Source organism: Nostoc sp., from assembly GCF_036917375.1.
Classification (GTDB): domain Bacteria; phylum Cyanobacteriota; class Cyanobacteriia; order Cyanobacteriales; family Nostocaceae; genus Nostoc.
This window is the reverse complement of record NZ_JBALDN010000059.1, coordinates 17,639-43,525: the sequence shown is the minus strand read 5'-3', so window position 1 is coordinate 43,525 and position 25,887 is coordinate 17,639. Positions and strand designations below refer to the sequence as shown.

22 protein-coding genes are annotated in these 25,887 nt (G+C 42.2%); 10 read left to right on the top strand and 12 right to left on the bottom strand.

Translation table 11 applies throughout. The features are described 5' to 3' along the window. The first annotated feature begins 137 nt into the window (after positions 1–137). Positions 138–1,448, top strand: a complete 1,311-nt coding sequence (gene thrC, locus V7K45_RS15930; protein WP_335005004.1) for a threonine synthase — start codon at positions 138–140, stop codon at positions 1,446–1,448. An 89-nt stretch (positions 1,449–1,537) separates the two neighbouring features. Then, positions 1,538–1,813 carry a ubiquitin-like small modifier protein 1 gene (locus V7K45_RS15925; RefSeq protein ID WP_335005002.1) on the top strand — a complete coding sequence of 92 codons (276 nt, stop codon included), beginning with the start codon at positions 1,538–1,540 and terminating at the stop codon, positions 1,811–1,813. 255 nt (positions 1,814–2,068) lie between these two features. Here the strand turns inward: V7K45_RS15925 and V7K45_RS15920 are convergent, their stop codons facing one another. Together V7K45_RS15920 and V7K45_RS15915 are read right to left on the bottom strand one after the other, a co-directional pair. Continuing rightward, positions 2,069–2,422, bottom strand: coding sequence for a hypothetical protein (locus tag V7K45_RS15920; RefSeq protein ID WP_335005000.1), 354 nt, complete (start codon positions 2,420–2,422; stop codon positions 2,069–2,071). 412 nt (positions 2,423–2,834) lie between these two features. Then, positions 2,835–4,502 carry an iron uptake porin gene (locus V7K45_RS15915; RefSeq protein ID WP_335004998.1) on the bottom strand — a complete coding sequence of 556 codons (1,668 nt, stop codon included), beginning with the start codon at positions 4,500–4,502 and terminating at the stop codon, positions 2,835–2,837. Between the two features lie 255 nt (positions 4,503–4,757). Here V7K45_RS15915 and V7K45_RS15910 point away from each other — a divergent pair, with 255 nt between their 5' ends. After that, the gene (locus tag V7K45_RS15910; RefSeq protein WP_335004996.1) at positions 4,758–7,115 is read left to right on the top strand and encodes a hypothetical protein; all 2,358 of its coding nucleotides are present in this window, start codon (positions 4,758–4,760) and stop codon (positions 7,113–7,115) included. 124 nt (positions 7,116–7,239) lie between these two features. On the opposite strand, the gene V7K45_RS15905 is transcribed toward V7K45_RS15910, so the two are convergent. Further along, positions 7,240–7,434, bottom strand: coding sequence for a hypothetical protein (locus V7K45_RS15905; protein ID WP_335004994.1), 195 nt, complete (start codon positions 7,432–7,434; stop codon positions 7,240–7,242). Positions 7,435–8,367: 933 nt separating this feature from the next. On the opposite strand from V7K45_RS15905, the gene thrC (V7K45_RS15900) reads away from it, so the two are divergent. Then, positions 8,368–9,459, top strand: a complete 1,092-nt coding sequence (gene thrC / locus V7K45_RS15900) for a threonine synthase (protein WP_335004992.1) — start codon at positions 8,368–8,370, stop codon at positions 9,457–9,459. 43 nt (positions 9,460–9,502) lie between these two features. On the opposite strand, the gene V7K45_RS15895 is transcribed toward thrC (V7K45_RS15900), so the two are convergent. Then, a complete protein-coding gene (locus V7K45_RS15895; RefSeq protein ID WP_335004990.1) occupies positions 9,503–9,979 on the bottom strand; it encodes a hypothetical protein in 477 nt (158 codons plus the stop codon). A gap of 132 nt (positions 9,980–10,111) precedes the next feature. Here V7K45_RS15895 and V7K45_RS15890 point away from each other — a divergent pair, with 132 nt between their 5' ends. The 3 genes from V7K45_RS15890 (at position 10,112) to V7K45_RS15880 (ending at position 12,557) form a co-directional block, all read left to right on the top strand. Further along, positions 10,112–11,011: a YihY/virulence factor BrkB family protein gene (locus V7K45_RS15890; protein WP_335004987.1), complete on the top strand. Its 900-nt coding sequence runs from the start codon at positions 10,112–10,114 to the stop codon at positions 11,009–11,011. Positions 11,012–11,098: 87 nt separating this feature from the next. Continuing rightward, positions 11,099–11,605, top strand: coding sequence for a DUF4112 domain-containing protein (locus V7K45_RS15885; protein ID WP_322702134.1), 507 nt, complete (start codon positions 11,099–11,101; stop codon positions 11,603–11,605). Positions 11,606–11,624: 19 nt separating this feature from the next. Continuing rightward, positions 11,625–12,557: an alpha/beta fold hydrolase gene (locus V7K45_RS15880; RefSeq protein WP_335004984.1), complete on the top strand. Its 933-nt coding sequence runs from the start codon at positions 11,625–11,627 to the stop codon at positions 12,555–12,557. Between the two features lie 582 nt (positions 12,558–13,139). Here the strand turns inward: V7K45_RS15880 and V7K45_RS15875 are convergent. Both V7K45_RS15875 and V7K45_RS15870 read right to left on the bottom strand, forming a co-directional pair. Further along, positions 13,140–13,634: a hypothetical protein gene (locus V7K45_RS15875; protein WP_335004982.1), complete on the bottom strand. Its 495-nt coding sequence runs from the start codon at positions 13,632–13,634 to the stop codon at positions 13,140–13,142. 357 nt (positions 13,635–13,991) lie between these two features. Then, positions 13,992–15,089 carry a D-alanine--D-alanine ligase family protein gene (locus V7K45_RS15870; RefSeq protein WP_335004980.1) on the bottom strand — a complete coding sequence of 366 codons (1,098 nt, stop codon included), beginning with the start codon at positions 15,087–15,089 and terminating at the stop codon, positions 13,992–13,994. Between the two features lie 376 nt (positions 15,090–15,465). Here V7K45_RS15870 and V7K45_RS15865 point away from each other — a divergent pair, with 376 nt between their 5' ends. Together V7K45_RS15865 and V7K45_RS15860 are read left to right on the top strand one after the other, a co-directional pair. Continuing rightward, positions 15,466–17,157, top strand: coding sequence for an NAD-binding protein (locus V7K45_RS15865; RefSeq protein WP_335004978.1), 1,692 nt, complete (start codon positions 15,466–15,468; stop codon positions 17,155–17,157). A gap of 235 nt (positions 17,158–17,392) precedes the next feature. Next, on the top strand, positions 17,393–17,992 hold the full coding sequence (locus V7K45_RS15860; RefSeq protein ID WP_335004976.1) for an arsinothricin resistance N-acetyltransferase ArsN1 family B: 600 nt from the start codon (positions 17,393–17,395) through the stop codon (positions 17,990–17,992). A 432-nt stretch (positions 17,993–18,424) separates the two neighbouring features. Here V7K45_RS15860 and nblS read toward each other — a convergent pair whose 3' ends face one another. The 5 genes from nblS to purD all read right to left on the bottom strand — a co-directional run bounded on the left by nblS (position 18,425) and on the right by purD (position 23,836). Then, positions 18,425–20,371, bottom strand: a complete 1,947-nt coding sequence (nblS, locus tag V7K45_RS15855) for a two-component system sensor histidine kinase NblS (protein ID WP_335004974.1) — start codon at positions 20,369–20,371, stop codon at positions 18,425–18,427. A gap of 468 nt (positions 20,372–20,839) precedes the next feature. Further along, positions 20,840–21,184: a XisI protein gene (locus V7K45_RS15850; protein ID WP_335004972.1), complete on the bottom strand. Its 345-nt coding sequence runs from the start codon at positions 21,182–21,184 to the stop codon at positions 20,840–20,842. Next, a complete protein-coding gene (locus tag V7K45_RS15845; RefSeq protein ID WP_335004970.1) occupies positions 21,172–21,588 on the bottom strand; it encodes a XisH family protein in 417 nt (138 codons plus the stop codon). Before V7K45_RS15845 ends, V7K45_RS15850 begins: the two co-directional genes overlap by 13 nt. 213 nt (positions 21,589–21,801) lie before the next feature. Further along, positions 21,802–22,263 (bottom strand): hypothetical protein, encoded by a 462-nt coding sequence (locus V7K45_RS15840; RefSeq protein WP_335004968.1) that lies wholly within the window; start codon positions 22,261–22,263, stop codon positions 21,802–21,804. Between the two features lie 271 nt (positions 22,264–22,534). Continuing rightward, positions 22,535–23,836, bottom strand: coding sequence for a phosphoribosylamine--glycine ligase (gene purD, locus V7K45_RS15835; protein WP_335004966.1), 1,302 nt, complete (start codon positions 23,834–23,836; stop codon positions 22,535–22,537). A gap of 689 nt (positions 23,837–24,525) precedes the next feature. Here purD and V7K45_RS15830 point away from each other — a divergent pair. Further along, positions 24,526–25,485 carry an NAD-dependent epimerase/dehydratase family protein gene (locus tag V7K45_RS15830; RefSeq protein ID WP_335004963.1) on the top strand — a complete coding sequence of 320 codons (960 nt, stop codon included), beginning with the start codon at positions 24,526–24,528 and terminating at the stop codon, positions 25,483–25,485. Between the two features lie 83 nt (positions 25,486–25,568). Here V7K45_RS15830 and V7K45_RS15825 read toward each other — a convergent pair whose 3' ends face one another. Continuing rightward, complete coding sequence (locus V7K45_RS15825) at positions 25,569–25,832, bottom strand: hypothetical protein (protein WP_335004961.1); 264 nt, start codon at positions 25,830–25,832, stop codon at positions 25,569–25,571. Between the last annotated feature and the right edge of the window lie 55 nt (positions 25,833–25,887).

Genomic DNA, 25,887 nt, shown 5'->3' with positions numbered 1-25,887 from the left:
TAGTATTAAAGTTTTACAAGAATCATTCCTCTCAATACTAAACATACCCGATAATTTTAGTCGGGTATGTTTGACTGGTATTTTTGCTCGTGTTAGTATCAGGCGACAAGTGACAGACAAACAGGGAAAGCTAGTTTATGACTCAGGCAATCAAAACCCAAACCCAAACCCAAACCAGCACTGCCTACTTTCAAGCCTTGAAGTGTAAGGAATGTGGTGCGGAATATGAACTCAAAGCCAGTAATGTTTGTGAGTTATGTTTTGGCCCGTTAGAAGTCAAATATGACTACAATGCCCTACGTCTGACTGTCACTCGTGAAACAATTCAAGCTGGCCCCAATTCAATTTGGCGCTACCGTCCCTTTTTGCCTGTCGCAACTGACAATGTTATAGATGTGGGAACTGGTATGACTCCCCTAGTTCGTTCCCACCGTCTTGCCCGTCGCCTGGGTCTAAATAAGCTTTATATAAAAAATGATGCCGTGAATATGCCCACCCTGAGCTTTAAGGATCGGGTGGTGTCAGTCGCTCTATCCAGAGCGCGGGAGTTAGGTTTTACTACTGTTTCTTGCGCTAGCACTGGTAATTTAGCAAATTCTACAGCTGCGATCGCAGCTCACGCCGGTTTAGACTGCTGTGTGTTCATCCCCGCAGATTTAGAAGCCGGTAAAATTCTCGGTAGCTTGATCTACAGTCCTACCCTCATGGCCGTCAAAGGCAACTACGATCAAGTCAATCGTCTCTGTTCGGAAGTTGCAAATACACATGGCTGGGGTTTTGTCAACATTAATCTGCGTCCTTATTACTCTGAAGGTTCTAAGACGCTAGGTTTTGAAGTTGCAGAACAACTAGGCTGGGAACTACCCGATCATGTTGTTGCTCCTTTGGCATCTGGTTCGCTCTTTACAAAAATTTATAAAGGGTTCCAAGAATTTGTCGAAGTTGGTTTAGTAGAAAACAAGAGTGTCCGTTTCAGCGGCGCTCAAGCTGAAGGTTGTTCGCCCATCGCCCAAGCCTTCAAAGAAGGACGCGACTTTATTAAGCCAGTAAAACCGAATACAATTGCGAAATCGCTAGCGATCGGCAATCCAGCAGACGGTATTTATGCTGTGGAGCTAGCTCAGAAGACTGGTGGTAACATTGAATCAGTCAATGATGCCGAAATTATTGATGGCATCAAGTTGCTGGCAGAAACCGAAGGCATCTTCACAGAAACGGCTGGTGGTACAACCGTGGCCGTGCTGAAAAAACTGGTAGAAGCTGGCAAAATCGATCCAGATGAAACTACCGTGATTTACATCACAGGCAATGGTTTGAAAACCCAAGAAGCAATCCAAGGCTACGTTGGTGAACCCTTGACTATTGATGCGAAACTCGATAGTTTTGAACGTGCGCTAGAGCGATCGCGTACTCTAGATCGCTTGGAATGGCAACAAGTCCTCGTTTAGTTAGGAGTTAGGAGTTATGAGTTTTTTATATTCATAACTCTTTACTCTTAATTTTATTCCTAACTCTCCACTCTTCACTTTTTACTTCTATGGCTGTAACAGTTTTAGTTCCTACGACTCTTCAGAGTTTTACTAATAATCAAGCTACTTTAGAATCTAGCGGTAACACTATTGCTGAATTGTTAGATTCCTTAGAACAAAGCTTTCCTGGCATTAAATCCCGGTTGTGCGATGAACAAGGTAAGCTACGTCGGTTTGTGAATTTTTACGTCGATAGCGAAGATATTCGCCACTTAGATGGTATAAACACAACACTGAAAGATGGCGATGAAGTAAGTATTGTCCCAGCTGTCGCCGGTGGTTAATACACAGAACACCAACTAAGCTAGAAGCCTAGCTAGACCAGCCTTTACAAGATTGCCTCATTCCTTCCCAGTCCGAGACTGGGAACGCCCATTAAGATATCTACCACTTTTCTTACTCACGGCAGAGACAATGCAGACAGCATTTCCGGTTGACTATACATAGAAACGAGATTTTCTCGCATATTTTGGCTTAACTTGACACTAATAAGCAATGGCGTACAACTTAATCTTGTGAGAGTTATTTTGCTTGGCTAACTATACAGCAATGATCTGAGCAAGTCTTTGTTGCCAAGAATCATTGTTATCAATAGTTAAGATAATCCGCTTGTAGGATTCATCTCGCAATTCAATAGTTAAATAATTTGTCTCTCGATTCACATACCAAAACTCTTTACCCCGGTTAGTGTAATAAGTTCCAGCCTTAATCACTCCAGGAACAAAGCTACCAGGGGCACGCAATTCTCGCCAATTACTTTGGGGTTCGGCTGTTGTAACTTGTTCAATATGGGCTAGTGATATTTCCCAAAGCTTATTTAAACGAACAGCTAGCAGTTGCTCTTTAAATGTAAATTCTATCTGCAATTTATCATCAACGATACTTAGGTTCATAAGTAACTATTAAATTATGTTTATTGTAAAAGTTATAGCTGATAAAAATATCCAATTGCAGAGAAATTCATACTTGTGTTTTATGGGTAAGTATTTGGCGATTTGGCAGATTGTGATTAGAGTATCTTGATATATTGCATAAATTACCAAGATGTTTTTACTTATTATACAGAAGGCGGGCTAAACCCGTCTTTTTTATTAGACTTCTTGCAGAAGTGGGGGAAAGGGGAAGGGTTAAAGGGAAAAGGGATGGAATTTCCCCTTTACCTTTAACCTTTAACCTTTCCCATAAAAGGAGATATGTTGATTATTTATACCAAATTTATAACATTTCCCCATAAATCAATGTCCGCATCTTCCAAAGTTATGAGTGCTGGCTTGCGCAGATGCTTCTTATTATGTGAAACTAAAATTAAAAACTAAAAGTACTCCGCAGAATGCCGATAGTAACTGAGTCACTATCTGGTGTGTTACCAGGCTGGATAAGATGAATTATTCCTGGTGTAATGCTGATATTATCTGTTAGCTGAAAACGATAAAATGCCTCAATTTGAGTAGTCGTGCCTGGTTGTCCACCTGCTCGTCCTAAACCTGTATTGATAAAATCAGGGACATTATTTCCTACCGGTAAGTCACTACTAGTGATTTTAGGAGGTTGACCGACATAAATTCCTCCTAAATTTCCTTTAGCAAATAAATCAGGGAAATTCAGAAACACCATATAATTTGTCGTTTCTACACTTCCCGATTGTCCAGGAATATAAGATTTAGTATAACCACCCCACGCACCTGCACTAATGCGGGGAGAAATTTGCCAAGTGAGAGTCGCACCCACAGCGTTAGTTTGTAGCGGTGCTGATTTTCCGGTAGTAGTATTAACTGTAGTTAAGCATTCATCACCAACAAAGGTTAGCAAACAACCATCGGAAGCGTAATTGTTAACGTAATATAAACTTAAATCTAAAGTATCGGTTGGTGTCAGCAGTAATTGCACGCCTGTAGTGGTAGTTCCATCAAATAAACCGCTACCTTTACCGGGATTTCCTGGTTGATAACTAGTATAAATTGCCTGCAAACTAGCGCGTTTAGCAAATTGCCAATCAATAGCTATACCACCGTGACCATATCCCATATTTAAAATTGGGTTTCTTTGGGCAAAATAAGATAATGGCCCTGTTGCCGCACTTTCTACCCGATTGGGGCCTCGGAAAGCAGCTGGCATACTTACACCTTCTGTTCCTACCATTACTGCTAATTTATTTGTCACTAGCCAATGAAAATTTAGATCGCTTACAATCAAGCTATCTGTAGGAAATTCGTAGCCAAGAAAAACATCATTCCGAGAAACGCTATTGGTAAATCTAGGCGAAGTTTTTCCGTCACCATCTAAAAGACCTGTAAACAAATAACTACTCGGAGTGATTTGACTCGTTAAATACAGCTGCGCCAGGGAAATAACATTAATATTTGTCCCTGCATCATCTGTATCCTTTTGTCCATCTCTAAAATTAACATCACCACGATTGTTAGTTCGTCCTTGAATGCCAACTATCAGTAGTCCACTGAGTTTAGTTGTTGTTGAGAATTGGTTGGCTTCGATTTCAGCAGTTTTGGCTTCTAAATTATCGACACGACCCCGCAAAGTTGCTAATTCAGGGGCAAATTCTGACTGTAATTTTTGTAATATTTCTAAATCTTTGCGAGTGACTAAATCGCTGGTGGCTGTAGTGATTAATTCGTTGACTCTATCTAAACAAGCGTTTACACCCGCAGCAAATTCATACCGAGTTAAGGCGCGATTACCGCGATAGCTGCTATCTGGATAGCCTGCTATACAACCATAACGTTCTACCAAAGATTGCAAGGCTTGGAATGCCCAATCGTTAGGTTGTACGTCCTTGAGTTGAGATACCGATGTAACTTGGGCCATCGGTTCTTCTGGGGAGATGGAGGAGGATGAGGGAATAATGTTATCGCCCTTAACTCCTATCTCCTGAATAGTTTCTGGATTGATGTACTCTTGTGCTAATGCTTTTTGTGCAACTCCATTTACTCCCGCAATTAGTAACGATGCGAGCATCCAGGTTTTGCGATAACTGCGGCTAATAAGTCTACCTTTCAATTTTTTACACTCTGCTCACATACTTAAGTGAAGAGTGTATTCGCGATCGTTTAGCGTTCACATGGGGACATTTACGGATTTTGTCCCAAATTAGACTTAATGCTTCTGGGCAACTTTTGCAAGGGCGAGTATAACAGGGTATTGGGGAATGGGGACTGGGGACTAAGAAAGAGTTTCTCAATCCCTAATCCTCAATTCTCTAATCCCGAATCTATGGCAAATCGTTCACGCAAGCTGAAGCCAAAAGCCTCTAAACTAAATCAACCTCGTGCTGGTGCGATGAAACGCGTCGCTAAAAAACCCCAGAAAAAGCTAAAACGAGGAAGTTGGTTGTCATCAATATTAGCGATCGCAATTATCTTAAGTAGTGCTAGTCTAATTATGGCTTTTGCCTGGATTAGTGTTCTCTTCATCTTCAATCCAGACGAAGTAAGCTGGCTAAATAAAATTTTACCTGCATGGGCACAAATCCCCCTTGGTAAGCACGAACGCCCCCAAACTCTCAAACAAATTCAACTCGATTTGAGTAAAAAAAACCAAATATTTGGGGAAACTCTACCTTTATATCAGGATGTGAAAACCTCATTTTTATTACCAGTTTTTCAACAACGTGCTAATTGTCTATCTGATTGTGAAGAACTGGTGGAACTCAGGGTTTACGAGCGCTCAAAAGAGTTAGAGTTTAAATCTCAGTCAGAAAATTACTACTATCTAACGACTCAATTCCCTGTAACTGGCCCAGATGAATCCTTTGTGATTTCTTCTTTGCTTGATGGAACATCAGAACCCCAGGATATCAGTATTCCCCTACCTTTAACTGAAGTGCAACGCTTTGAAGGTAAGACACCATCATCAGGCGTTTGGTTTGATTTGCGCGGTAAACGCCGACAAGGAACTGGTAATATCCGCTACGGTTACGTTGTATACTACAATCCAGAACGTACCAATTTACTACAAATGTTGTCTTGGACTAGTCCTAATGGACAATTGCCCAAATGGCAGCAGGTAACTGGTGATGCTACAAAAGAGTTAGTTGTCGATCAAACAGTAGGTTTAGAACCGCATTTACAGGTTTATCAAGTCAAACCTTTGAAGTTATTCCTCAAACCAATTCAATTGGAGGCGATTAGCCTCAAATCATCGACTTTCAAGGATTCTGGATATCAAAATGCTCTGTCAATTGCTCGTAGTGGATTGTGGACACCAGCCTTTGAATGGTTGAAATTTATCAAGAAACAGCGCAAAGGAATTTTATCAGAAGCGGCGCAAGCACAAATGGATGTGATTCGCTTGCATTCTCAACTTACTAAAACCCAAGCCCAGAAAATTTGGGCAAGTCCTAGTCAAGAAGTGCTGGCAGATTTGATTGATGGTCGCTGGGAGAAAGCTTTACAGGTGTTTGAAGCGTCGCCACATAATGCCCAAGAAATTGCTACTCTACTCAAAACTGATGAAAAACGGTTGTGGAATCGCACAGCAGCAGCGTTGCAGGTGAACCCAAATAGACGAGAGGTACAAGCTTGGTTCGCGCTGATTTTAGCAGTGCAACGGGGAGAAGGACATGCTAATTCTTGGTTAAAGGCGCAACCAAAAATTACCAAAGAGAATCTTACCTATATTCAAGATTTGTTGGCAAGACTCAATGGTAAGGGTACATCGCAAATATCCTCTACTCACCCTAGTCAAATTGTTGGTACGGTGCAACCAATTACTGAAGTTAACAACACCGAATGGCTGCAACCAAATTCCTCAGCAGATTTGAAACTGATGGATAATCAAGTTTGGTATCAGGTAGAGGTGAATGCATTTAATGACGGGAAACGTTGGCTAAATTTTCCCTTTGAAAATTTCAACCCCCCGAAAACTGACGCCGCCAAATTTTTCTGGAAAACTTTGGGAATCACTTCTGACCCGGAAATCCAGATTGTAGTTTGGTTGCCTAACGGAGAACAAAAAATTACTATAGCCGCTATCAAAGCGGTACAGCTACGGGGTAAAGTTTTGCGCCTATTAGCTACTGGCCCAAAAATTCCAGATAATGAAAACGATATTCTCCAACCCAAACCTTTAGCTTTGACAAATGCAGCATTGGAATGGGTGCAACCATCTCCTATTACTCTGCGAGAGCTGCATCAACAAAATCCCCAAGGGGTGAAGGTAATGCTATCAAGTCTGTGGCAATCTTTACAACAATCTGGTGAATTTCCGGTTGGTGCTATTCCTAGCTTTGAACAGATGCAGGAAAAATTGGGTGATTGGCCGGTTCAAGTGATTGATTTAACAAATAACACTCAACCAGAAATAATACTGACTATCTCCCCAGAAGCCATAGCATCCTTGAAGCAGCCAACACCTGAAATTCAGGGAGAAAACCCAGAGCAGCGCCGCGACCGGACTATAATTTTGTCTGATGCAAATAAAGTTATTTACACTGATTTTACAGGAAATTACTTACAAAGACTCTCTGCGATCGCCAAGCTTTCAGGGGTGCAATCCTTAGCTTTACTGGTAGAAAATGCTCATAACTACAGTTTGAGGCGCTGGTCAGAGAAAAATCAGCGCTTTGAATAACGCACCCCTGATTCAAATTTCCCCTTTACTCAAATTTAAATTAAACAGGGGAAAAGCGTAGGCGTAGCCCTTCGGCTGCGCTCAGGAACCACCCGTCGTAGACATCGCTATCTAGAAGACGGACTTATTCTTCTTTTTGGTTGGTTTCGGCTAAACGTTGGTGCTTCAAGTTTTCCAATTGCTGCAACAGAGAGTCTACCTCTGCTTGTAAATGCATCAATTTAGCTTGCTGATCGTCTTGATAATAAGACTTGCTTAACTTACTGACCCAGGCAGTCTGGGACTCGCGATCGGAAACACTAGATAAATAAGTAGGCATCGCTAATTAAATCCACAATTTAACTCACACCATTAGAAATATTATAATAATGCTCTTTTAAGCTTTATTACATTATTGTATATTTTCAATCAATTACTCTAATGGATTTTGCGTTCAATCATAAAAGACGGTGATTACAATGGCTGTGTTCCAAAAAAACACTGATCCAAGTGTGTAAAGCTTCCTTCCGCTGGACGGTACTTAGGAATAGCGAATTTATAGTCTGTCAATTATGCTTGTACAAATGATTATCGCTGTTTTTAGGGAATTTACGCAAGAAATTATATGTAGACTATATCAAGAATTATCCTAAATCATGAAAAAACGTAGGGCGAAGCACTTGCACTTGGTGCAGTCTCTCGTAGAAAGGGAGGTGGAAGGCTAACATCAAAAAGAGACAGCCTTTTAAGTATTTTCCTATCTTCACTGAAACACATAGGGTGGGAAAATACATAGATAGTTTTGAATAAAATAATTCACTAAGCGCAAATTAAACTACGGATAAATTAGAGTTTTAGAGAGTTATGACCTAAGTCTGATATAAGAATCAGGTTTGATTCCTGAATTTACTTCTATAGACAAGGAACATAGAATAAGGAATAGGATAAATACGTACTCAGTCTTGTTCAAAAATCAAATAAGAGTCCTATAGATTTACAGATGATTTTTCACCTTGTCAGTCTCCTCCAAGGTAATTTGTTGAACCGAAGGTCGCCGTGGCGGTTTATGATAAATTAACGTTCTAAATAAAAATAGCAAGTGAAACACCTGCACTACAAAAAATAATATTCTTAACAAGATTCTTTGGGATTAGGGAACTCTGAACAGCCAGCTGGTAAAGAAAAATTTACTTTCTTCCTCTTTGCCATTTTGCGCTTCCCGATCCCAGCCTTTCTAAATATCCAATCCTTACATTAAGAAATTTTAAATCCCGTGACTTTGAGCCTGTCTGTTGCTACATCTCATCGCCAACCCTGGCCCGGACTGATAGAAGCCTATCGCGAATACTTACCTGTCAGCGAAAAAACGCCGATTGTGACTCTGTTGGAGGGCAACACACCTCTAATACCAGCCCCAGCGATCGCAGAACGCATTGGCAGACAAGTACGGGTTTTTGTAAAATATGACGGTCTGAATCCTACCGGTAGCTTCAAAGACCGGGGGATGACTATGGCAATTTCCAAGGCCAAGGAAGCAGGGGCAAAAGCAGTCATTTGTGCTAGCACGGGCAACACCTCAGCCGCGGCCGCCGCTTATGCCAGACGGGGAGGCATGAATGCCTTTGTACTGATTCCCGACGGCTATGTGGCGCTGGGTAAGTTAGCTCAAGCCTTGTTGTACGGCGCAGAAGTATTGGCAATTAAAGGTAATTTTGACCAAGCGCTAGAAATTGTCCGCGAGATGGCCGAAAGCTATCCGATCACTTTGGTGAATTCAGTCAATCCCTATCGGCTAGAAGGACAAAAAACAGGAGCTTTTGAAATTGTCGATGCATTGGGTGATGCACCAGACTGGTTGTGTATTCCCGTGGGAAATGCGGGAAATATCACAGCATACTGGATGGGATTTTGTCAATATCATCAAGCCAGAAAGTGCGATCGCCTGCCCAAGATGATGGGATTCCAAGCCGCAGGAGCAGCCCCCTTAGTACACGGTCAGCCAGTGGCGCATCCCGAAACTCTAGCGACAGCAATTCGTATTGGCAACCCTGCAAGTTGGGAGTTAGCGATCGCAGCCCAAACCGCAAGTCAGGGAAATTTCCATGCCGTTACCGATGCCGAAATTCTCGACGCCTATCGACTTTTGGCAGCGTCAGAAGGTATTTTCTGCGAACCTGCTAGCGCTGCTTCTGTGGCTGGGTTGTTGCAGGTGAAAGACCAAGTTCCCACAGGAGCGACAGTCGTTTGTGTACTCACAGGCAATGGACTAAAAGACCCAGATACAGCCATTAAACACAATCACAGTCAATTTAAACAAGGTATCGCGGCAGAACTGGGCGCAGTAGCTGAGGCAATGGGATTTTAGGGCATTGGGGATGGGAAGGGGCAGAGGGGCAGAGGAGAAAAACTTACTGCAACTTCTCCCCTGCTCCCCTGCTCCCTGCCCCTGCTCGTTCGTGTGCCAAACTATCAATAGCATCACCCAAGGCAGTAGTCAGGTTATTGCGAGTTTGGGCGTGATTGTCCTGCTCAGTTTTCAAAGCTTGCAAGAGGCGATCGCGTTCTTTAATCGCGGCAATAAGTTTAGCTTGCAAGTCTTCCACAGATTTTAGTTGTTCTATTTCTTGTTGAATCGCTACTGGTGTCCCAGCAGTCAGTGTGTCTACTTCAAAACCTTGAAGTTTATGCAGTTCTGCTTTGAGAGAAGCGATCGTCTGTTGGGACAGTTGGGCATCTGTGCGGCGTTGTTCTGCTTCTGTGTTGTAAAGCTGACGCCATTTTTGGGCACTTTCCCAAGCTGTATCGCGCTCGTGTTGCAGCTGTGCCATCTGCTCTTTGATTACCTGGATTTCTGTCAACCACTGTTGTGTTAAATCTTGATTCATAGATTAATAGTCATTAGTTAGGAACTTTCCCCCACTTCCCACTCGGTATTCTTGCGGTAGAAAGATAGATGCGATCGCTACGCAAAATTTAGCACAGTAGTTAATAAACCCAACCAGTTTTAACTCTAAATTATGCCAAAGCCTCGTTTTTTTCGCTTCTTTGTCCATCTCAATTGGCGCACGATTAAAAAAACTTTTTCCAGGACAATCGAAAGGCGACTTTTTGGACTCGCCTCGGAAATCGCCTACAATGCAATGCTATCGCTGTTTCCAGCAATTCTTGCGATCATCACAGCTATTGGTTTATTGGCAGAATCTTTACAAAACACCTTTAAACAACTGGCAGTGCAACTAAGTCAAGTCTTACCGGAACAAGCCTTGGATTTGATTCGTGATTTTGCCACCACAGAAATTACCAACTCCAAAAACAGCGGTTTGTTTTCTCTAAGCTTTGTATTAGCAATTTGGACTGCTTCTGGGGCGGTAAATACAGCTATGACAGCCCTCGATCAAATCCATCAAATTCCTCCAGAAAACATCCGCCCTTTTTGGAAAGCCAAGCTCGTCTCTCTGGGATTAACAGTTGGTACTATGTTGCTTTTAGTATTGGCTTCTTTCTTAGTGTTTACTAGCGATTGGCTATTGGGAATGGTAGTACGTGAAAATACTTCTTTAATCTTTTTGTTACATCTTTGGCAGCTGTTACGCTGGCCTTTAGCTTTAAGCATTGTTGCTGTCGCCTTTGGCTTTGTCTATCGCTATGGGCCAAGCAAGTGGAACTCAGGCACGCCAATGATGCCTGGAGCAATTTTAGCGGCTGTTTTTTGGGCAATATTGTCTGCCCTATTTCGGCTGTATGTGGCGAATTTTGGCAATTATAATAAAGTATATGGTGCTGTAGGAGCCGTCATAGTTTTAATGCTTTGGCTGTCAATGAGCGCTGCTGTTCTGTTAATCGGCGATCAGTTGAACGTAACTGTCGGCGAAGATATGCGCTTAAAAGCCCAGCCGCAATCGCAAGTCAAATATTAATTCGTAAATCCCTGAGAAAATGATTGCAAAAGCTCAGTAGGGGAGTAAAATATCTAACGATTCAATACAAAGTTAGCGATCGCCTCCATGCCTGATTCTCCTCCTCGATTTCCGATGATTGAACCTGATGCCAAAGCACCCACTTTGAAGCGCCTGCGTCAGTTAAGTCGGCTGCTGGATAATGTTATTACCATTCCTGGTACAAAGATTGGTTTTGGTTTAGATCCAATTTTAGGACTCATACCAATTGGTGGTGATTTTTTGGGAATAATGTTTTCTAGCTACATCATTCTAGAAGCAGCACGGCTAGGCGTATCTAGAGCCACTCTAGGTAAAATGGTTTTGAACGTAATCATTGATGGCTTGGTAGGCGCTGTCCCAGTTTTGGGAGACTTTTTTGATTTTGCCTGGAGAGCTAACACTAATAATATCAAGCTCTTAGAAGAATACTTAAAGTTTCCCAGCGAGCAAAAGAGTGCAGACAGGTGGTTTATCTTTGCCGTTTTGGCTGGATTATTGCTCATCTCCATTGTCTTAGTAGCATTGCCTGTGATCCTAATTAGAATCTTGTGGAGCGTCTTTACAGGCGGTTAAATTGTTTATTGATAAAAGAATGAAAGATTGGTGGCAAGCTACTTTTCCCAAAGGGCGGCAAAGTCTAGTTATTAGTGATGCTAAAGGGTATCCTGTACAAATTGCTTATGGCGAAAGAGGTAAAGGTAAACCGCTAATTTTATTACATGGTATGGGGAGTTGGAGCTACAATTGGCGCCACAGTGTAGCAGCATTATCTAAATATTACCGAGTAATTTGTTTTGATGCCAAAGGTTTTGGTTTTTCGGAAAAACCATTATCTCGTAAAGAACACAACGGTCATCAAGTTATTGAGTTTCAAAGAATTATTCAGGCATTATGTGATGAACCCGCAGTCATTGTGGCAGAATCTCTAGGGGGATTAGTTGCCCTTGCTCTTGCTCAAGAAAATCCGCAGTTAATCGGACGGCTTATAGTAGTAAACGTACCTGTTTTTGCCGAACAGCTACCCCATTGGTCTATGTGGTTGCTTGCTAAAACGCCTTTAGAAGTAATGCAAACAATTGACTCCTTACGTCTGACATATTTGTTTGCACCTCTATTTAGAGAAGTTATGGCAATAGAAAGACGTGGGGTATTATTCGATCCCTCAATTTTGACGCAGGAAGATATCTATTGGATAACTTACCCGTTTACTGAATTGCCTGGTACGATCGCCAAAGTTGCCGAAGAGTTACAAATAGCCGCACGAGAAATTGAGAATTGGCAAGCAAACAAGCCAAATATGCTCACCAAAATTCAAAATAACCTGAGTGCAATTAAGTGTCCCACACTAGTTTTGTGGGGTGAGCAAGATAGTTGGTTTCCTGCTAGTCATGGTAAAAAATTACATCAACATATCCCCAATTCCAAATTACAGATTTTATCTAACTGCTGTCATGATGCCTCAACTGGGGCTTCTGCGGTGTTGAATAAAACGATTCTTGAGTTTTTACAAGAGACTAACTTCTAAAGAAGAATTTTGACTCCTGAATTCTGTTTCAATAAAAAGAGAGTGGGAGGAAGCATATCTGTCAGCTTTCAAACTCCCACTCTACCATTTGCTGCTGAAGTGAACAGGAATGCATACAGACGTTACCCATTAGGGGGCTAATGCGTAGTTCAACAACAACGCCTGCACGCATTTAATATTCCTGTTGCAGCAAATGCCAAACCTGATTATTGAATTTATTTACTGAGATAAATACTCTGCAAATAATTGTTAGAGATAGCTTTTTGTTTTTGTAAATCACTTAGTAAATAGTGTTTTACAAAAGGAATTTCCTTAGGTGGTAGTCCCTGATAATCAAACCCTTGAAGTCGTTTATCTTCATACAATTTAACTTGAATCATCAAAAGCTGGTTGCCATTTTGGCAAGTTTTTAAATTATCCTAATTGCTCATATCTAACTTTTTAAAAGCAGTTAAACCGCTATATAGCAAATAAATTATTCGTACATAACAAGATTCCCGACTTCTTAAAGAAAGTCGGGAATCTAAGCCAAGCTAATTGGCAAAAAGTGTTAATTTAACGGGGTTTTACTTTACCGTAGTATTAATACTGGCGTAAAATAGCAGACAATGAACTATTTTTACGAAGATCCATCAAGTCTGCTAAAGGTTCTGTGCGCGTATCCAGGTGGTGCTTATGTTCTGCTGGGAGAACAGTTACCAGATGCTTTGTTTTAGGTTGCATCTGCATAATGGGCATTAGTTGTGGCTGTGGCACAAAAATTGGCTGACTCTTGGGAAGATTTGGTTCCAATTTTTGGTGATGCTTCTGTGCCAAGCGTACCTGATGGCGATTAACCTGTTTTTGAACTTTTTGCGGTTGCTTGGTGCGGTTAAGCATTCGGAAAATCAGCAAGGAACCACCACCACAGCTGAGAACGATCGCAGCAACCATCCATAAAGGTGTAGGATTGCTATTCTCAGAGGGCGGACTGATTGGTTCTTCAACGATAACTGGGATTTTTTCTGGTTCTTCTTGTGGCACGGGGCCAGCATTACCTAAGCTATATAAGGCAAAGGCACCACCTCCCAGAAACATGGCTAAACACCCGGTTAACAATAGCCAAGGATGATGTGCAACCAGATATATCAGAACATTCGAGCTGTTTCTTAGTCTCGATTTCCTGTTTGTCAGCTCTGGAGTAGCCCTTTTTAAATGGGTTCGCTCGCGCTGTACACTCTGACTTTTTTCCATAGATTACTTTCAGATTTGTACCCCTCTAGTCAATAAATTGTACTGGAGGAGTCAAGCATCAGGTATCCGTAACAAAATTTAGATTTAAGTAGCTTTTTTGTAAAACATAAGCTACCAAATCTGGCTAAATTTTGCCAAAGTTCTGTATTTATTGTGACTTTTCGCCTTAATAATCTGAAATCAGTTCGCTTATTTTCTCTGTCAGCTAGGAGAATGCCTTTCAAGAGCAAGTTGAATTAACCGCTCGACTAATTCTGGAAAGGAGACTCCACTATGGGCCCAGAGTTGAGGATACATACTCGTCGCAGTAAAGCCTGGCAAGGTATTGATTTCGTTAATAAATACTTCTTGTGTTGCTTCCACATAGAAAAAATCTACCCTTGCTAACCCAGCAGCGTCAACAGCAGCAAAAGCTTGCAAAGCCATGTCCTGAATTTGACGAGCGATCGCCTCTGGAAGCTGTGCGGGGATCAGTAAATCTGCCCGACCTTCAGTATATTTAGTTTCATAATCATAAAAATCGCTGTCATAAGTAATCTCTCCAATGACAGAGGCTTGGGGTCGATCGTTACCTAAAACGGCACACTCAACTTCTCTAGCGACTACCCCAGCTTCTACAACTAATCGGCGATCGTAACTGGCAGCACTATCTAAAGCAGCTTCTAATTCTGGGCGCGATCGCACTTTGGCAATACCCACCGATGAACCCAAATTAGCTGGCTTGACAAAAGCTGGATAACCTAATGTTGCCTCAATTTCATCACACAGTTTCGGAAATACGCACGGATTAGACCAAACCTGCGCTCTCGTTACCGCTTTATATTTTACCTGTGGTAATCCCGCTTGCTCAAAAGCCATTTTCATGGCAATTTTATCCATCCCCATTGCCGAACCTAACACCCCAGAACCGACAAAGGGGACTTGCATCAAAGTCAGTAACCCTTGAATCGTTCCATCTTCACCGTTAGGGCCGTGGAGGATGGGAAACCAAACATCCACTTGGGCAACTTGAGAGGGAGATTGCCACTTGCTCAGGGTTTGGGCTTGAGGGTTGGATGTCAGATTTTCTTCAGAAGTTGATGCCGATTCCAATAGCGGACTGCCGGTTGCTAAAACCTTTTCGGGTGCTTCTCCTGCCAGCCAGCGGCCATCTTTTTGGATATAAAAAGGCAATATTTCGTACTTACTAGCATTTTCCCCTGCACTCAAGGCGTTAGCGATCGCCCGTGCTGATTTGATCGAAACTTCATGTTCTCCCGAACGACCGCCAAACAGTAACCCCACCCGCAGCTTAGTCATTTTCGGCTCCTCCACACTTCTCAAGCAGATAGCGTATCACAACCTACAAAAATTGCCATATTTTTCTAGATTATTTTATTGCCTGTTCAAACCCTGCCCCCATTTCTAACAAGCTTGAGGGGCATTGGGCATGGAGAAGAGGACAAGGGGACAAGGAGAATTGGGGACAAGGGGAAAGACTTGTTGTAAGTTCTAACTTTTGTCACCTTGTCCCCCTTATCCCCCCTGCCCCTCTGCTCCCCTGCTCCTCTCCCCGCCCCCTGCCTCCAATTAAAACAATCGTGTTGTCAGCTACAGTAATATTCTTGGAAAATGGGCAACAATATTGATAACTAACTAGAAATGCAGCCCTACCTGTAAAAGATGCTGCCGTTTCATGAAACCCAGAATTATTGTTTGTGGCTTAGGACGTACCGGATATAAAACCTTTCGTCTGCTGAGACATCAGGGAGCCTTCGTTGTTGGCATTCATCACCAATCTATCCCTGGCGAAACAGCAGGAGATGTGATTGTTGGAGATTTACAAGCAGCTTCTACCCTGACAGCAGCAGGCATTCAACAGGCGCACACTTTAGTCATTGCTGGATCTAAAGATGCTCTGAATTTATCTATTATGATGCAAGCGCGGGTGCTGAATCCCCAGATTCGGATTATCAACCGTTTTTATAATACAAATTTAGGAGAGCGCCTAGATCAAAGTTTGCCAGACCATTTGAGTATGAGTGTTGTCGGATTAGCAGCACCCGTATTTACCTTTGCAGCGCTGGGAAACCGAGCAATCGGACAAATCAAATTATTTCAGCAAACTTGGCCAATTCACGAAGAATACATCGATCAAAACCACTTCTGGAAGGGTCGAAAGCTGAGTGAATTGTGGGAAGACCGATCGCGGATGCTAATTTATTACTTGCCAGTCAAAGGCGAGATGGATTTGGTGTCAGCTGTCATCGCTGGCCAAGAAATCCAAGTAGGCGATCGCTTAATTATTGGCACACAACCCCGCATCCGTTCTCCCCGGAGATCGTTGATTAGAAAACTGCTGAAAGTTATGACTAATTTTAGGCAGTTTCAGGAACACGGGCGATCGGTAGTGGTGGGTGCTATTGCACTATTGACGGTTATTGCGATCGCTACATTCACCTATATGTCGGCTGAGTTGAGTTTGTCTCCTGTGGATGCTCTATATTTTTCTGTCGGCATGATTACTGGAGCGGGTGGAAATGACAAAGTAGTAGAAAATGCTCCTAACAGTATTAAGTTATTTACCGTTGTGATGATGCTGGTTGGAGCAGTGGTGATTGGTATTTGGTATGCCATGCTCACCGATTTTGTCTTAGGAAGCCGCTTTAAGCAATTTTGGGATGCAGCCCGAATTCCCCAGCGATCGCACTACATTGTCTGTGGCTTGAGTGGTATTGGGGTGAGAATTGTCCAGCAACTCCACGCCAGCGGACATGAAGTTGTCGTCGTTGAACCCGACTCCAACAGTAAATATATCAACACTGCCCGCGAACTCGGTATCCCTGTGATTCAGGGTGATGCCAGCTTCCGTACAATACTCAAAGCTAGCAATATAAACTCTGCCGCCGCAGTGATTACTGTTACTAGCAATGATGCTACCAATTTGGAAATTGCCCTCAAAGCCAAAGGTTTGGCACCCAGTATTCCGGTGATTGTTCATTATGCCGATCCTGATTTTGCTGGCATAGCGCAACAGCTATTTGGTTTTGAGGCAGTACTTAGTCCGGCTGAACTAGCAGCCCCAGCTTTTGCCGCCGCTGCACTAGGGGGACGTATCCTTGGTAATGGCATCACAGCCGATAGTCTTTGGGTAGCTTTTGCCACTGTAATTACAGCTTCACACGTCTTTTGCGGTCAGTGGGTAAAAGATGTAGCAATGTCTGCTGATTGTGTACCTTTGTATGTAGAAACAAATCACCAAACTCTTCACGGCTGGGATTTATTAGAAACTAACCTCAGTGCTGGCGACGTTTTATATATGACAATGCCAGCGACGCGGCTATATCAATTATGGCGGGGCGAGCAAGTTTGTGAAGCACATGTTTAAGACAATTCCTACAGTCATTGCACCCTCATTCGTGACACAATACTTCTCGCTTTGTGCATTTTTAACTCGGAATCGGGTTTGGGGTAAAGGGTAAAGGGTAAGGGTTAAAGGTTTTTTCTTTCCCTTTTTCCCAAAACCCGAGAAGTATTGATTCGTGACATTGATGTAAACTTAAGCTAAAAGCCTTTTCAAACCTCGTTTCTAGCCAATTATTAAAATCCAAAAAGAATCTGTTGTGAAAGCTGCAATTAGACTAGCTAACGAAAGTGATGCTTTAAAAATGCTGGCAATTTATGCGCCTGTTGTGTGGGAAACTTCAATTTCCTTTGAGATAGAGCCTCCCAGCAAAACAGAATTTGAAAAACGCATCAATAACTATCAACAGCAGATGCCTTGGCTAGTGTGTGAAATTAACGGTGAGATTCTAGGTTATGCCTATGCTACTCCCTACCGGACTCGTGCTGCTTACCAATGGTCTGTAGAATCATCCGTGTATGTAAATGTTGAATATCGCAGAAAAGGAGTTGCTAAAGCTTTGTACACTTCTCTTTTTGGCTTGCTGCAACTCCAAGGATTTTATAACGTTTTTGCTGCGATCGCTTTACCTAACCCAGCAAGTGTAGCTATGCATGAGGCTGTCGGTTTTTCGCCTCTAGGTGTTTTTTATAGAGTTGGGTATAAATTTAGTAAGTGGCACGATGTTGGCTGGTGGCAACTATCTCTGCAACAAGAGCCACCGTTATCAGTAAATCAGCCTCTTTCTTTGCCAGAAGTTCAAAAATCATCTCTGTGGAATCAAGCTTTAAGAAGTGGACTCTTGCTACTTCGTATTTAATACCAATTTGAAAAATGATTGCGACAGATGGGAAACTGAAACACTTATCAAATGGATGTTTCACAATCCAAAATCTAAAATCCAAAATGGTATAACTTGGTGTTGCCCTTAGCTGTGATATTAACAAGTATGTGAACAGCTAGGATGAGAGCAACAACCAAGTGCAGCAGTTCTAGATTCAAAGGAGAGCAATGCAATTTTGTGAGATGAGCCACTTAAAGAGCGATCGCTAATCAACTCTTATACCAATTCGCAATTAAGAAACTTATGCCTCATTTTGGATAATTGGTATTACGTATAAATTGAATACAGTGCGGCAATTCCTGCAAACGCTTCATCCAAAATCGCCACTATCGGGAATAGTCAAAAATAACAAACCATACCCAATCCCTAATCTTCAGGCTGTGATGATTTTGGATGCTTCTGCAATTTTCAAACTGTGGTGATTTTGGATGTTTCTGCAATAGGTTCAACTTGTATCGGTGGCGCTTTTTCTTCAAAGATGGCTAAGTCGAACCAAAAAGTGGTGCCAATGCCGACTTCACTCACTAGATGGACTTTACTACGATGTCTATCGATGATATTTCTAACAATCGATAAACCTAAACCCGTACCTTCTAGGGTGTGAACTCGGTTTTCTACGCGGAAGAAGCGTTCAAAAATTGAGTGTTGATCTTCTGTGGCGATGCCAATTCCAGTATCGGAAATTTCAATCCGCACTGGTGCAGATTCGGTGTGACTGGGTTTGAAATCTAGTTGGTAGGCGCGGATTGCTACTTTACCACCGGCTTTGGTGAATTTAAGCGCATTACCAATCAGGTTGCCAAACACTTGTACTAACAGATCGTAATTACCTAATACTAGCGGCAAACTAGGGGCAACTTCCTGAACAAGTTCAACACCTTTATCTTTTGCATTGAGTTGATAAGTACGCAGGGTTTGCTCGATCGCTTGGGCTAAATCTACGCCATCAAAGCTGTAGTTGCGACCAGATTCGAGTTTTGATAAATCCAAAACATCGTTAACTAGGCGAGTTAGGCGATCGGTTTCATGGTTGACTGTTTGCAGAAACTCTTGCCTTTCTTGTAAAGCCAAGTCTTCGCCGTAATCGTGCAGGGTTTCAATATAAGTTTTAATGTTAAATAGAGGCGTTCGCAGTTCGTGAGAAACGTTGCTGATAAATTGACTTTTTGCCTCGTTTAGTTCGACTTCACGGGTTATATCTTGAATAGTAATCGCAATACCTTTGATGCTTTCTCTTTGCAGGTTGAGTACTGTAGTCAAGAGAATACGGATCGTCCGTGGGGTGGGTTGATTGATAAAAATTCGGAATTCGGCGCTTTCGCATTCGCCTGCTGCCATTTCGTACAAGGGACGGGTGATTTCGATTTGTACTGATGCTGGTAAGTGATGCAAGACATTGCAACCGACTACATTAGCGGCTTCCCAGCCAAAAATTCGCTCTGCTGTGGGGTTGACTAAAATCACCTGCATGTTGTTGTCAATCAACACGGCACCATCTGCGATCGTGGAAACTAAAGTTTCTAGCTTGGCTTTTTCTGCGGTTAGTTCTTCAATATTCTGTTCTTCATAGCGCTCTAATCGCTCTGCCATCTCATTAAAGCTTAAAATTAATTCTCCTAGTTCGCCGCCTAAAGGTAAATTAATCCGCTGCTTAAAATTCCCGGTAGCAATTTGCTTTACCCCCACCAGTAGTTCTTTAATCGGCTTGGTGATGGTCAAAGCGTTAATCACTCCTGCCAAAATCACCATTACCCAAATTGTGATAAAAACGGCAATGGTAACATCGCGGGTAAAATTGGTGGAGATAACAGCGGTCTGATTGGGGTTGATCCCGATCGCTAATACACCTAAGTATTTTTTATTGACGATTAGGGGAATAAATACATCGGTGACTGTCCCATCTGGGGTTGTGTGTTGCCGCACCATCGGCTTTTCCCCATCACCAGGGTAATCTTCTGGCAGTTGTATCCGCCGTTTAATGGTAAGGGAATTTTCAACCTCGGCTTCCCAAAAAGGAATGCCAAAAAAGATTTCCCCATTTTCATCGGCGTAGAGCATATAACGCACGCTAGAGGTGCTGCTATAGAAACGTTGGGAAAATCGGGCGACCTCGGTGAGATTATTGTCAGCGACCAAGGGGGCAACGTTGGCAGCAAGCAGCAGCCCCAAATCACGACCGAAGCGGGTGTCATTCATCCGCGCATCCTGCTGAATTGTATTTACAGCCCAGAAGGTCAAACCACTCATCACCAACGAAACTACCATTGTGGCTACAGCCAGCAGTTTAGTCTGGAGAGTGAACTCCGACCACCAACTTGCGATCGCATCTCGAATTGATTTGAACAGACTTAGCATCTTAAATAAAGTTGTTAGTAGTCTTTGTTATAAAGCTCAACAACTTAAAAATTAACAGTTAATTTGACAAATATGTTAGGGAAAGAGGGAATGGAGGAGTGTAATAGGTATCTCGATTAAGGTGGTCTTAACGAATTTACCTCATTTCAGCCATAATAGTTAATATCCAGTTGAGGATTAACGCCTTAAACTCATTTTTGTGACTATTGGTTACGCACAGATGAGCAGTCTAACAAAAATCCAACCTGTCGCAATACCTTTCGGTTAAGGGGAAAAGGGAAAGGGGAAAAGGGAAAAGAAAAACCTTTAACCTTTACCCCTTAACCTTTTCCCCAAACGCAATTTCAAGTTAAAAATGCTTAACCGAACAGTATTGCAACCTGTCGTGATTTTGAGCTAATTATCCGACCCAGGTTAGCGCGAGTAAACTTGAACTCAGCCCAAGGTATTCCAACCAAAGCGTCAACGCTACGATGCTACTGCAAAATCTGTGTACTGCCGCATCTTAGGCTCATGGAATGCCAAAACTATATCTTCTTTGACAACACCTGCACGAACTAGGTCAGTTGCGATTCCATCTTCAGTCCAATCTTCCTCAATCCAGAATTTGCAATCTCGAATCCGAACGTAGACAGTGATACCAGTAATGCGTTCGCCATTTTGCCAACCAAGGTTCATCCAAATATAGTGACCCTTTGGCTCATCCATAATCAAAAATGTTTCGATGTCTCGGTTAGGACGACGGTTACATAGTTCTACATACTCTGTCAAGATACGCTTAATTATCTTGGGATACTCAGTTAATTTATCCATTGTGTGATTTCCTCTGTTTCTGTATTGACAACAATCAGTGGAAGTTGATGTTTGTGGAGGATGAGTTGAATCACATCCTGGTTGAAAAAGCTTTTATAAGCGATCGCACCGACAGCAAGGTAAAGTTTACGCTCTGGTGCTGTTTCCTCTAAAAGATAACGGTATATGTCATACTGACCGAGAGCTTCTTTCAAATCTTGTATCTTTGATGCGCCAACAAAGCTTTTCACTTCAATAACAAGCTTTTGCCCATTTCGTTCAGCCCCAATTGGGCGTTCAGCACCGAGATCAGCGTATAAGGTTGTTCTTCGATACTGAATTACGTAGGGGTCGTCTGTAATTGCCCAGCCGTCCTTAATGAGTGCGTTTTTTACCGCATTATGGATAATGTCTAACTTGGGCATAGCTTAAGTATAAGTTGGACTTGCTGTCTGATGGAAATTAGCGCCAGCCTTCAAGCCGATATCAGGCTGCATTTGGATTGGATGTCTTAAACATTAAATTAACTTTTAAAAATATTGCAGGTATCTTAACGTATAAGCTTTAGAAAAATTTACAAATCAAGTTCTAACTCCAAATTAGTTTGCAAAGTATCCAGTCTAGGAGTGACCCATTTTTTATGCCAGTAGCTTATTAAATCTCTCTGAGTAAAGTTTTTCCAGAAACTTGAATAGACATTTGATAGGCTCTAAAGTGAGAAGCTCATCGTAAATATCATTTAAGTGACCTGGATGTGTAATAAGAATATTATGTGGATAATATGCCTGTCCAAGTATTACTGGATCGTCTAATGAGTTCATTCTAAGCTGCTTACCCTTGTGAAAGCAGATGTAACCAGCTGCATAAATAGCGATGCATAGACCGTTGTAGAATTGCTCACTGTTATAACTGCCATCTATCGCATAAAATCTTCTATCACTGTCATCAATTTGATCAAACGGGATGATTTCAAATATTTGAGGAGTTTCTATATTCTCCTCATGTCCAATCACAGGAATACCATAACTTTTGTTGCTTCTTGTGTTGATATGTTTGGCAACCAACTCAATAGCACTATCAGGGATTTCTTTTCCTGGCATATTTTGCCTTTAACAGTATTACTTTAGAATATTTGACCTAATACTTTATCATTTTAGTATAATATTTGTCAGGTAGCTTGTTGTACAAGTAATATCATTTATGTCTACGATGCTTAAGCATAGTTCTATCTAGGCATAATTAGCTACCCTATACCTGTTAAATTTGCGGGATTTTTCATGTGGTATACCCCATTGTTAACCTATTGGCACATAATGGAGTTCAATAACGCAAGAATCACCCGCAGATAAACTACAAACATTAGGCGATCGCTTACGGGGTTTCCTCCCTCTGCTTCCCACTCGCTACTCTATGACCGATATCTCTCCGGTAATACATCCCTTCAAATTGAATATGTTTGATACTGGCGTAGGCTTGGGCGATCGCTTGCTCAAAATTTTCTCCAATTCCCGTCACATTTAGTACTCGACCCCCATCTGTGACTATTTCTTGTTGCTGGTTCAATTTCGTACCTGCATGAAATACAGTTGCTCCTGCTGCTTCTGCCTGCTCAATACCAGTAATCACCTGGCCCTTCTGATATTCTCCTGGATAACCACCGGAAGCGGCAACTACAGTGGCAGATGCTCCCCCTTTCCAAGCAATGGGCGGCAATTCACTTAAGCGCTGCTGTACGCAGGCTAGAATCAACTCTTCTAGGGGTGTTTCTAACAGTGGCAAAATCACCTGGGTTTCAGGATCGCCAAAGCGACAGTTAAATTCCAAAACCTTCAAGTCGCCATCGGGTGCAATCATTAACCCAGCATACAGCACGCCTCGGTAATCAATGCCTTTAGCTCTTAAGGTGGCGATCGCCTTTTCTAATACTTCTGTTTGAATGCGTGCCATCAACTCTGGTGTAGCGATGGGTGCGGGGCTGTATGCTCCCATCCCGCCAGTATTTTCGCCTGTATCGCCGTCACCAATCCGCTTATGATCTTGCGCTGGCAACAAGGGTCTAATTGTTAACCCATCAGTCAACGCTAAAACTGACACCTCTTGCCCAATCAAACATTCTTCGATGACGACAAATTTACCAGCACTGCCAAATTGTCCTTGAAAAATTGCATCAATGGCACTTTCTGCCTGTGCAACTGTTTCAGCTACCGTTACACCCTTACCAGCCGCCAAGCCATCAGCTTTAACAACAATGGGCGCTCCCTGAGATTTGACGTAAGATTTTGCTGCCTTAGCCTCCGTAAATACCGCAGCCCGTGCCGTCGGAATCCCTGCTTCTTGCATCAAGGCTTTTGCCCAAGCTTTACTCGCCTCAATTTGCGCTCCGGCTCTGACTGGGCCAAATACCATCAATCCTTTATCTTGGAGGTAATCTGTAATTCCTTTAGATAGTGGAACTTCTGGGCCAACTATTACCAGAGTTATGCCATTTAAGAGAGCATATCGGCTCATCCCCTCGAAATCGTCTACTGCTAAGGGCAAGTTTTGGCAACGTTCCATACTTGCCGTGCCCCCATTCCCTGGTACACAGATAACTTGCTCAATTTGCTTAGATTGCAACAGTTTCCACGCTAGAGCGTGTTCGCGCCCTCCATTACCAACAACTAAAACTTTCACTGATTTCCTCGTGCGTCCCTTGCAAAATGAGAATACCTGATTCGACTCTCGCGGATCAATTTTTTCATCAATTCTCACACTTGTGCAAGTTTCTTCTGGTTTACAGCAAAATTCAGGAGTCAGAATTTAAGAGTCAGAATAGGCACAAATGCTTGTCCCACATACGGTTTAACCCACCCCAAAGCATCAGCTACGGTGTACACACAAATCCTAAAAACTTAGCTTGATAAGACTTTCCTCGTTTTTCCTCGTTCCCAGTTTCCGACTGGGAATGCATTCATTGAGTCTCTGACTCAATGCCAGACTGGAGGCAGAGCCTCAACCAGGGGCATTCTCATGCAGAGCATGGGAACGAGATAGATAAGAGAACAGTTTATGCGGATAAACAATATAACTATTTATCCATCATTTTAATTATTTCATCTGCTGACCTATTTTAACTATTTAATTCTAACTGAATGTATTCTAAAAATTAAACTTGATTAATTAATATAATTTTAATTTTTATTGTTAACAATTGCCAAATCAAGTTAATAACATATTTTCAGCACAAGTGTAATAGTTGAATTAGATTTTTTGCTGAGACGACTCAAATTATCTATGAAAAAACCCTCAATTAATAACCAATTTTGATTATAATTATTAACCTGTGAATATCGCGGTTAATCAGGATATAAAAAATCGGCAAAATGGCTAAAATTATCGTTACTGGAGTCGCAGGCTTTATTGGTTCTCATCTTGCAGAAACATTGCTACAACAAGGAAACGAAGTAATCGGGATTGATGAATTCAATGATTATTACGATCCGATGTTAAAGCGAAACAATGTTGCACACTTATATCGTTTCCCTGGTTTTGCATTAATTGAAGGAGATATGCAGTTTTTAGATTGGCAGAAACTCCTAAAAGATGTTGATGTAGTTTACCATCAAGCGGCACAAGCAGGGGTCAGAGCAAGTTGGGGTAAAGCTTTTCGAGGCTATACAGAACGAAATGTTAACGCTACACAAGTTTTGCTGGAAGCAGCTAAGGATGCTAAAGACCTCAAAAGATTAGTGTTTGCCTCTTCATCTAGTGTATATGGTGATGCGGAAACATTACCTACCCACGAGAAAATTTGTCCTCAACCTGTTTCTCCTTACGGCATTACAAAGCTAGCAGCAGAGTTTTTGTGTGAACTGTATTACAAGAACTTTGGTGTGCCCTGTGTGACATTGCGCTATTTCACAGTTTATGGCCCCAAACAGCGCCCAGATATGGCATTTAATAAGTTTTTTCAATCCATTTTGCACGATGAGGCGATTCCTATTTACGGCGATGGCCAGCAAACGCGGGAGTTTACGTTTGTTAGTGATATCGTCGCCGCTAATTTAGCCGCCGCTACCGCACCCCAAGCAGTGGGAGAAATCTTTAATATTGGTGGTGGTAGCAGGGTGGTTTTAGCAGAAGTCTTAAATACCATTGAAGAAATTGTTGGGAAGCCAATCAAAAGAAACCACATAGAAAAAGCGATGGGAGACGCGCGCCACACGGCTGCTGATGTATCTAAAGCGCAGAAAATTCTCGGATATCAGCCGCAAGTCTCTCTAAAAGAGGGTTTGACGCAAGAATGGGAGTGGGTAAAATCTTTGTATTCCCTATCTTCCTAATATTCCTCACTCTCTTTATCTGTTTAACCGTTTTGCCCTTAGCTGGTAGTCAAAACAACACCTTGGCGTACAGCACGCTTGCGTTAGCGTAGCCGGTCGGAGACATCGCTTTTACGAGTACCCCCAGCCATCTGATATTGATGGCTATTTTTACCAAACTTATGAGCAACACCAAGCAAAATTTTTTCAGAATAGTCTGCTAAATCTTGTTCATTTTCAATAATTTGGGTTAATAAAACATCAATGTTAGAGAGGGTAGTATTGTAAGCTTCCAGAGATTGACGGAGATTTTCAATTTTGTCAGTTTCATTGTTCCTTGTGAGCGCGGATCGTGAAGTCTTTTGCATAAATCAAAAATAAAGAACCCCACCCCAGCTATTACTTTTTTTTGACTCAGGACTT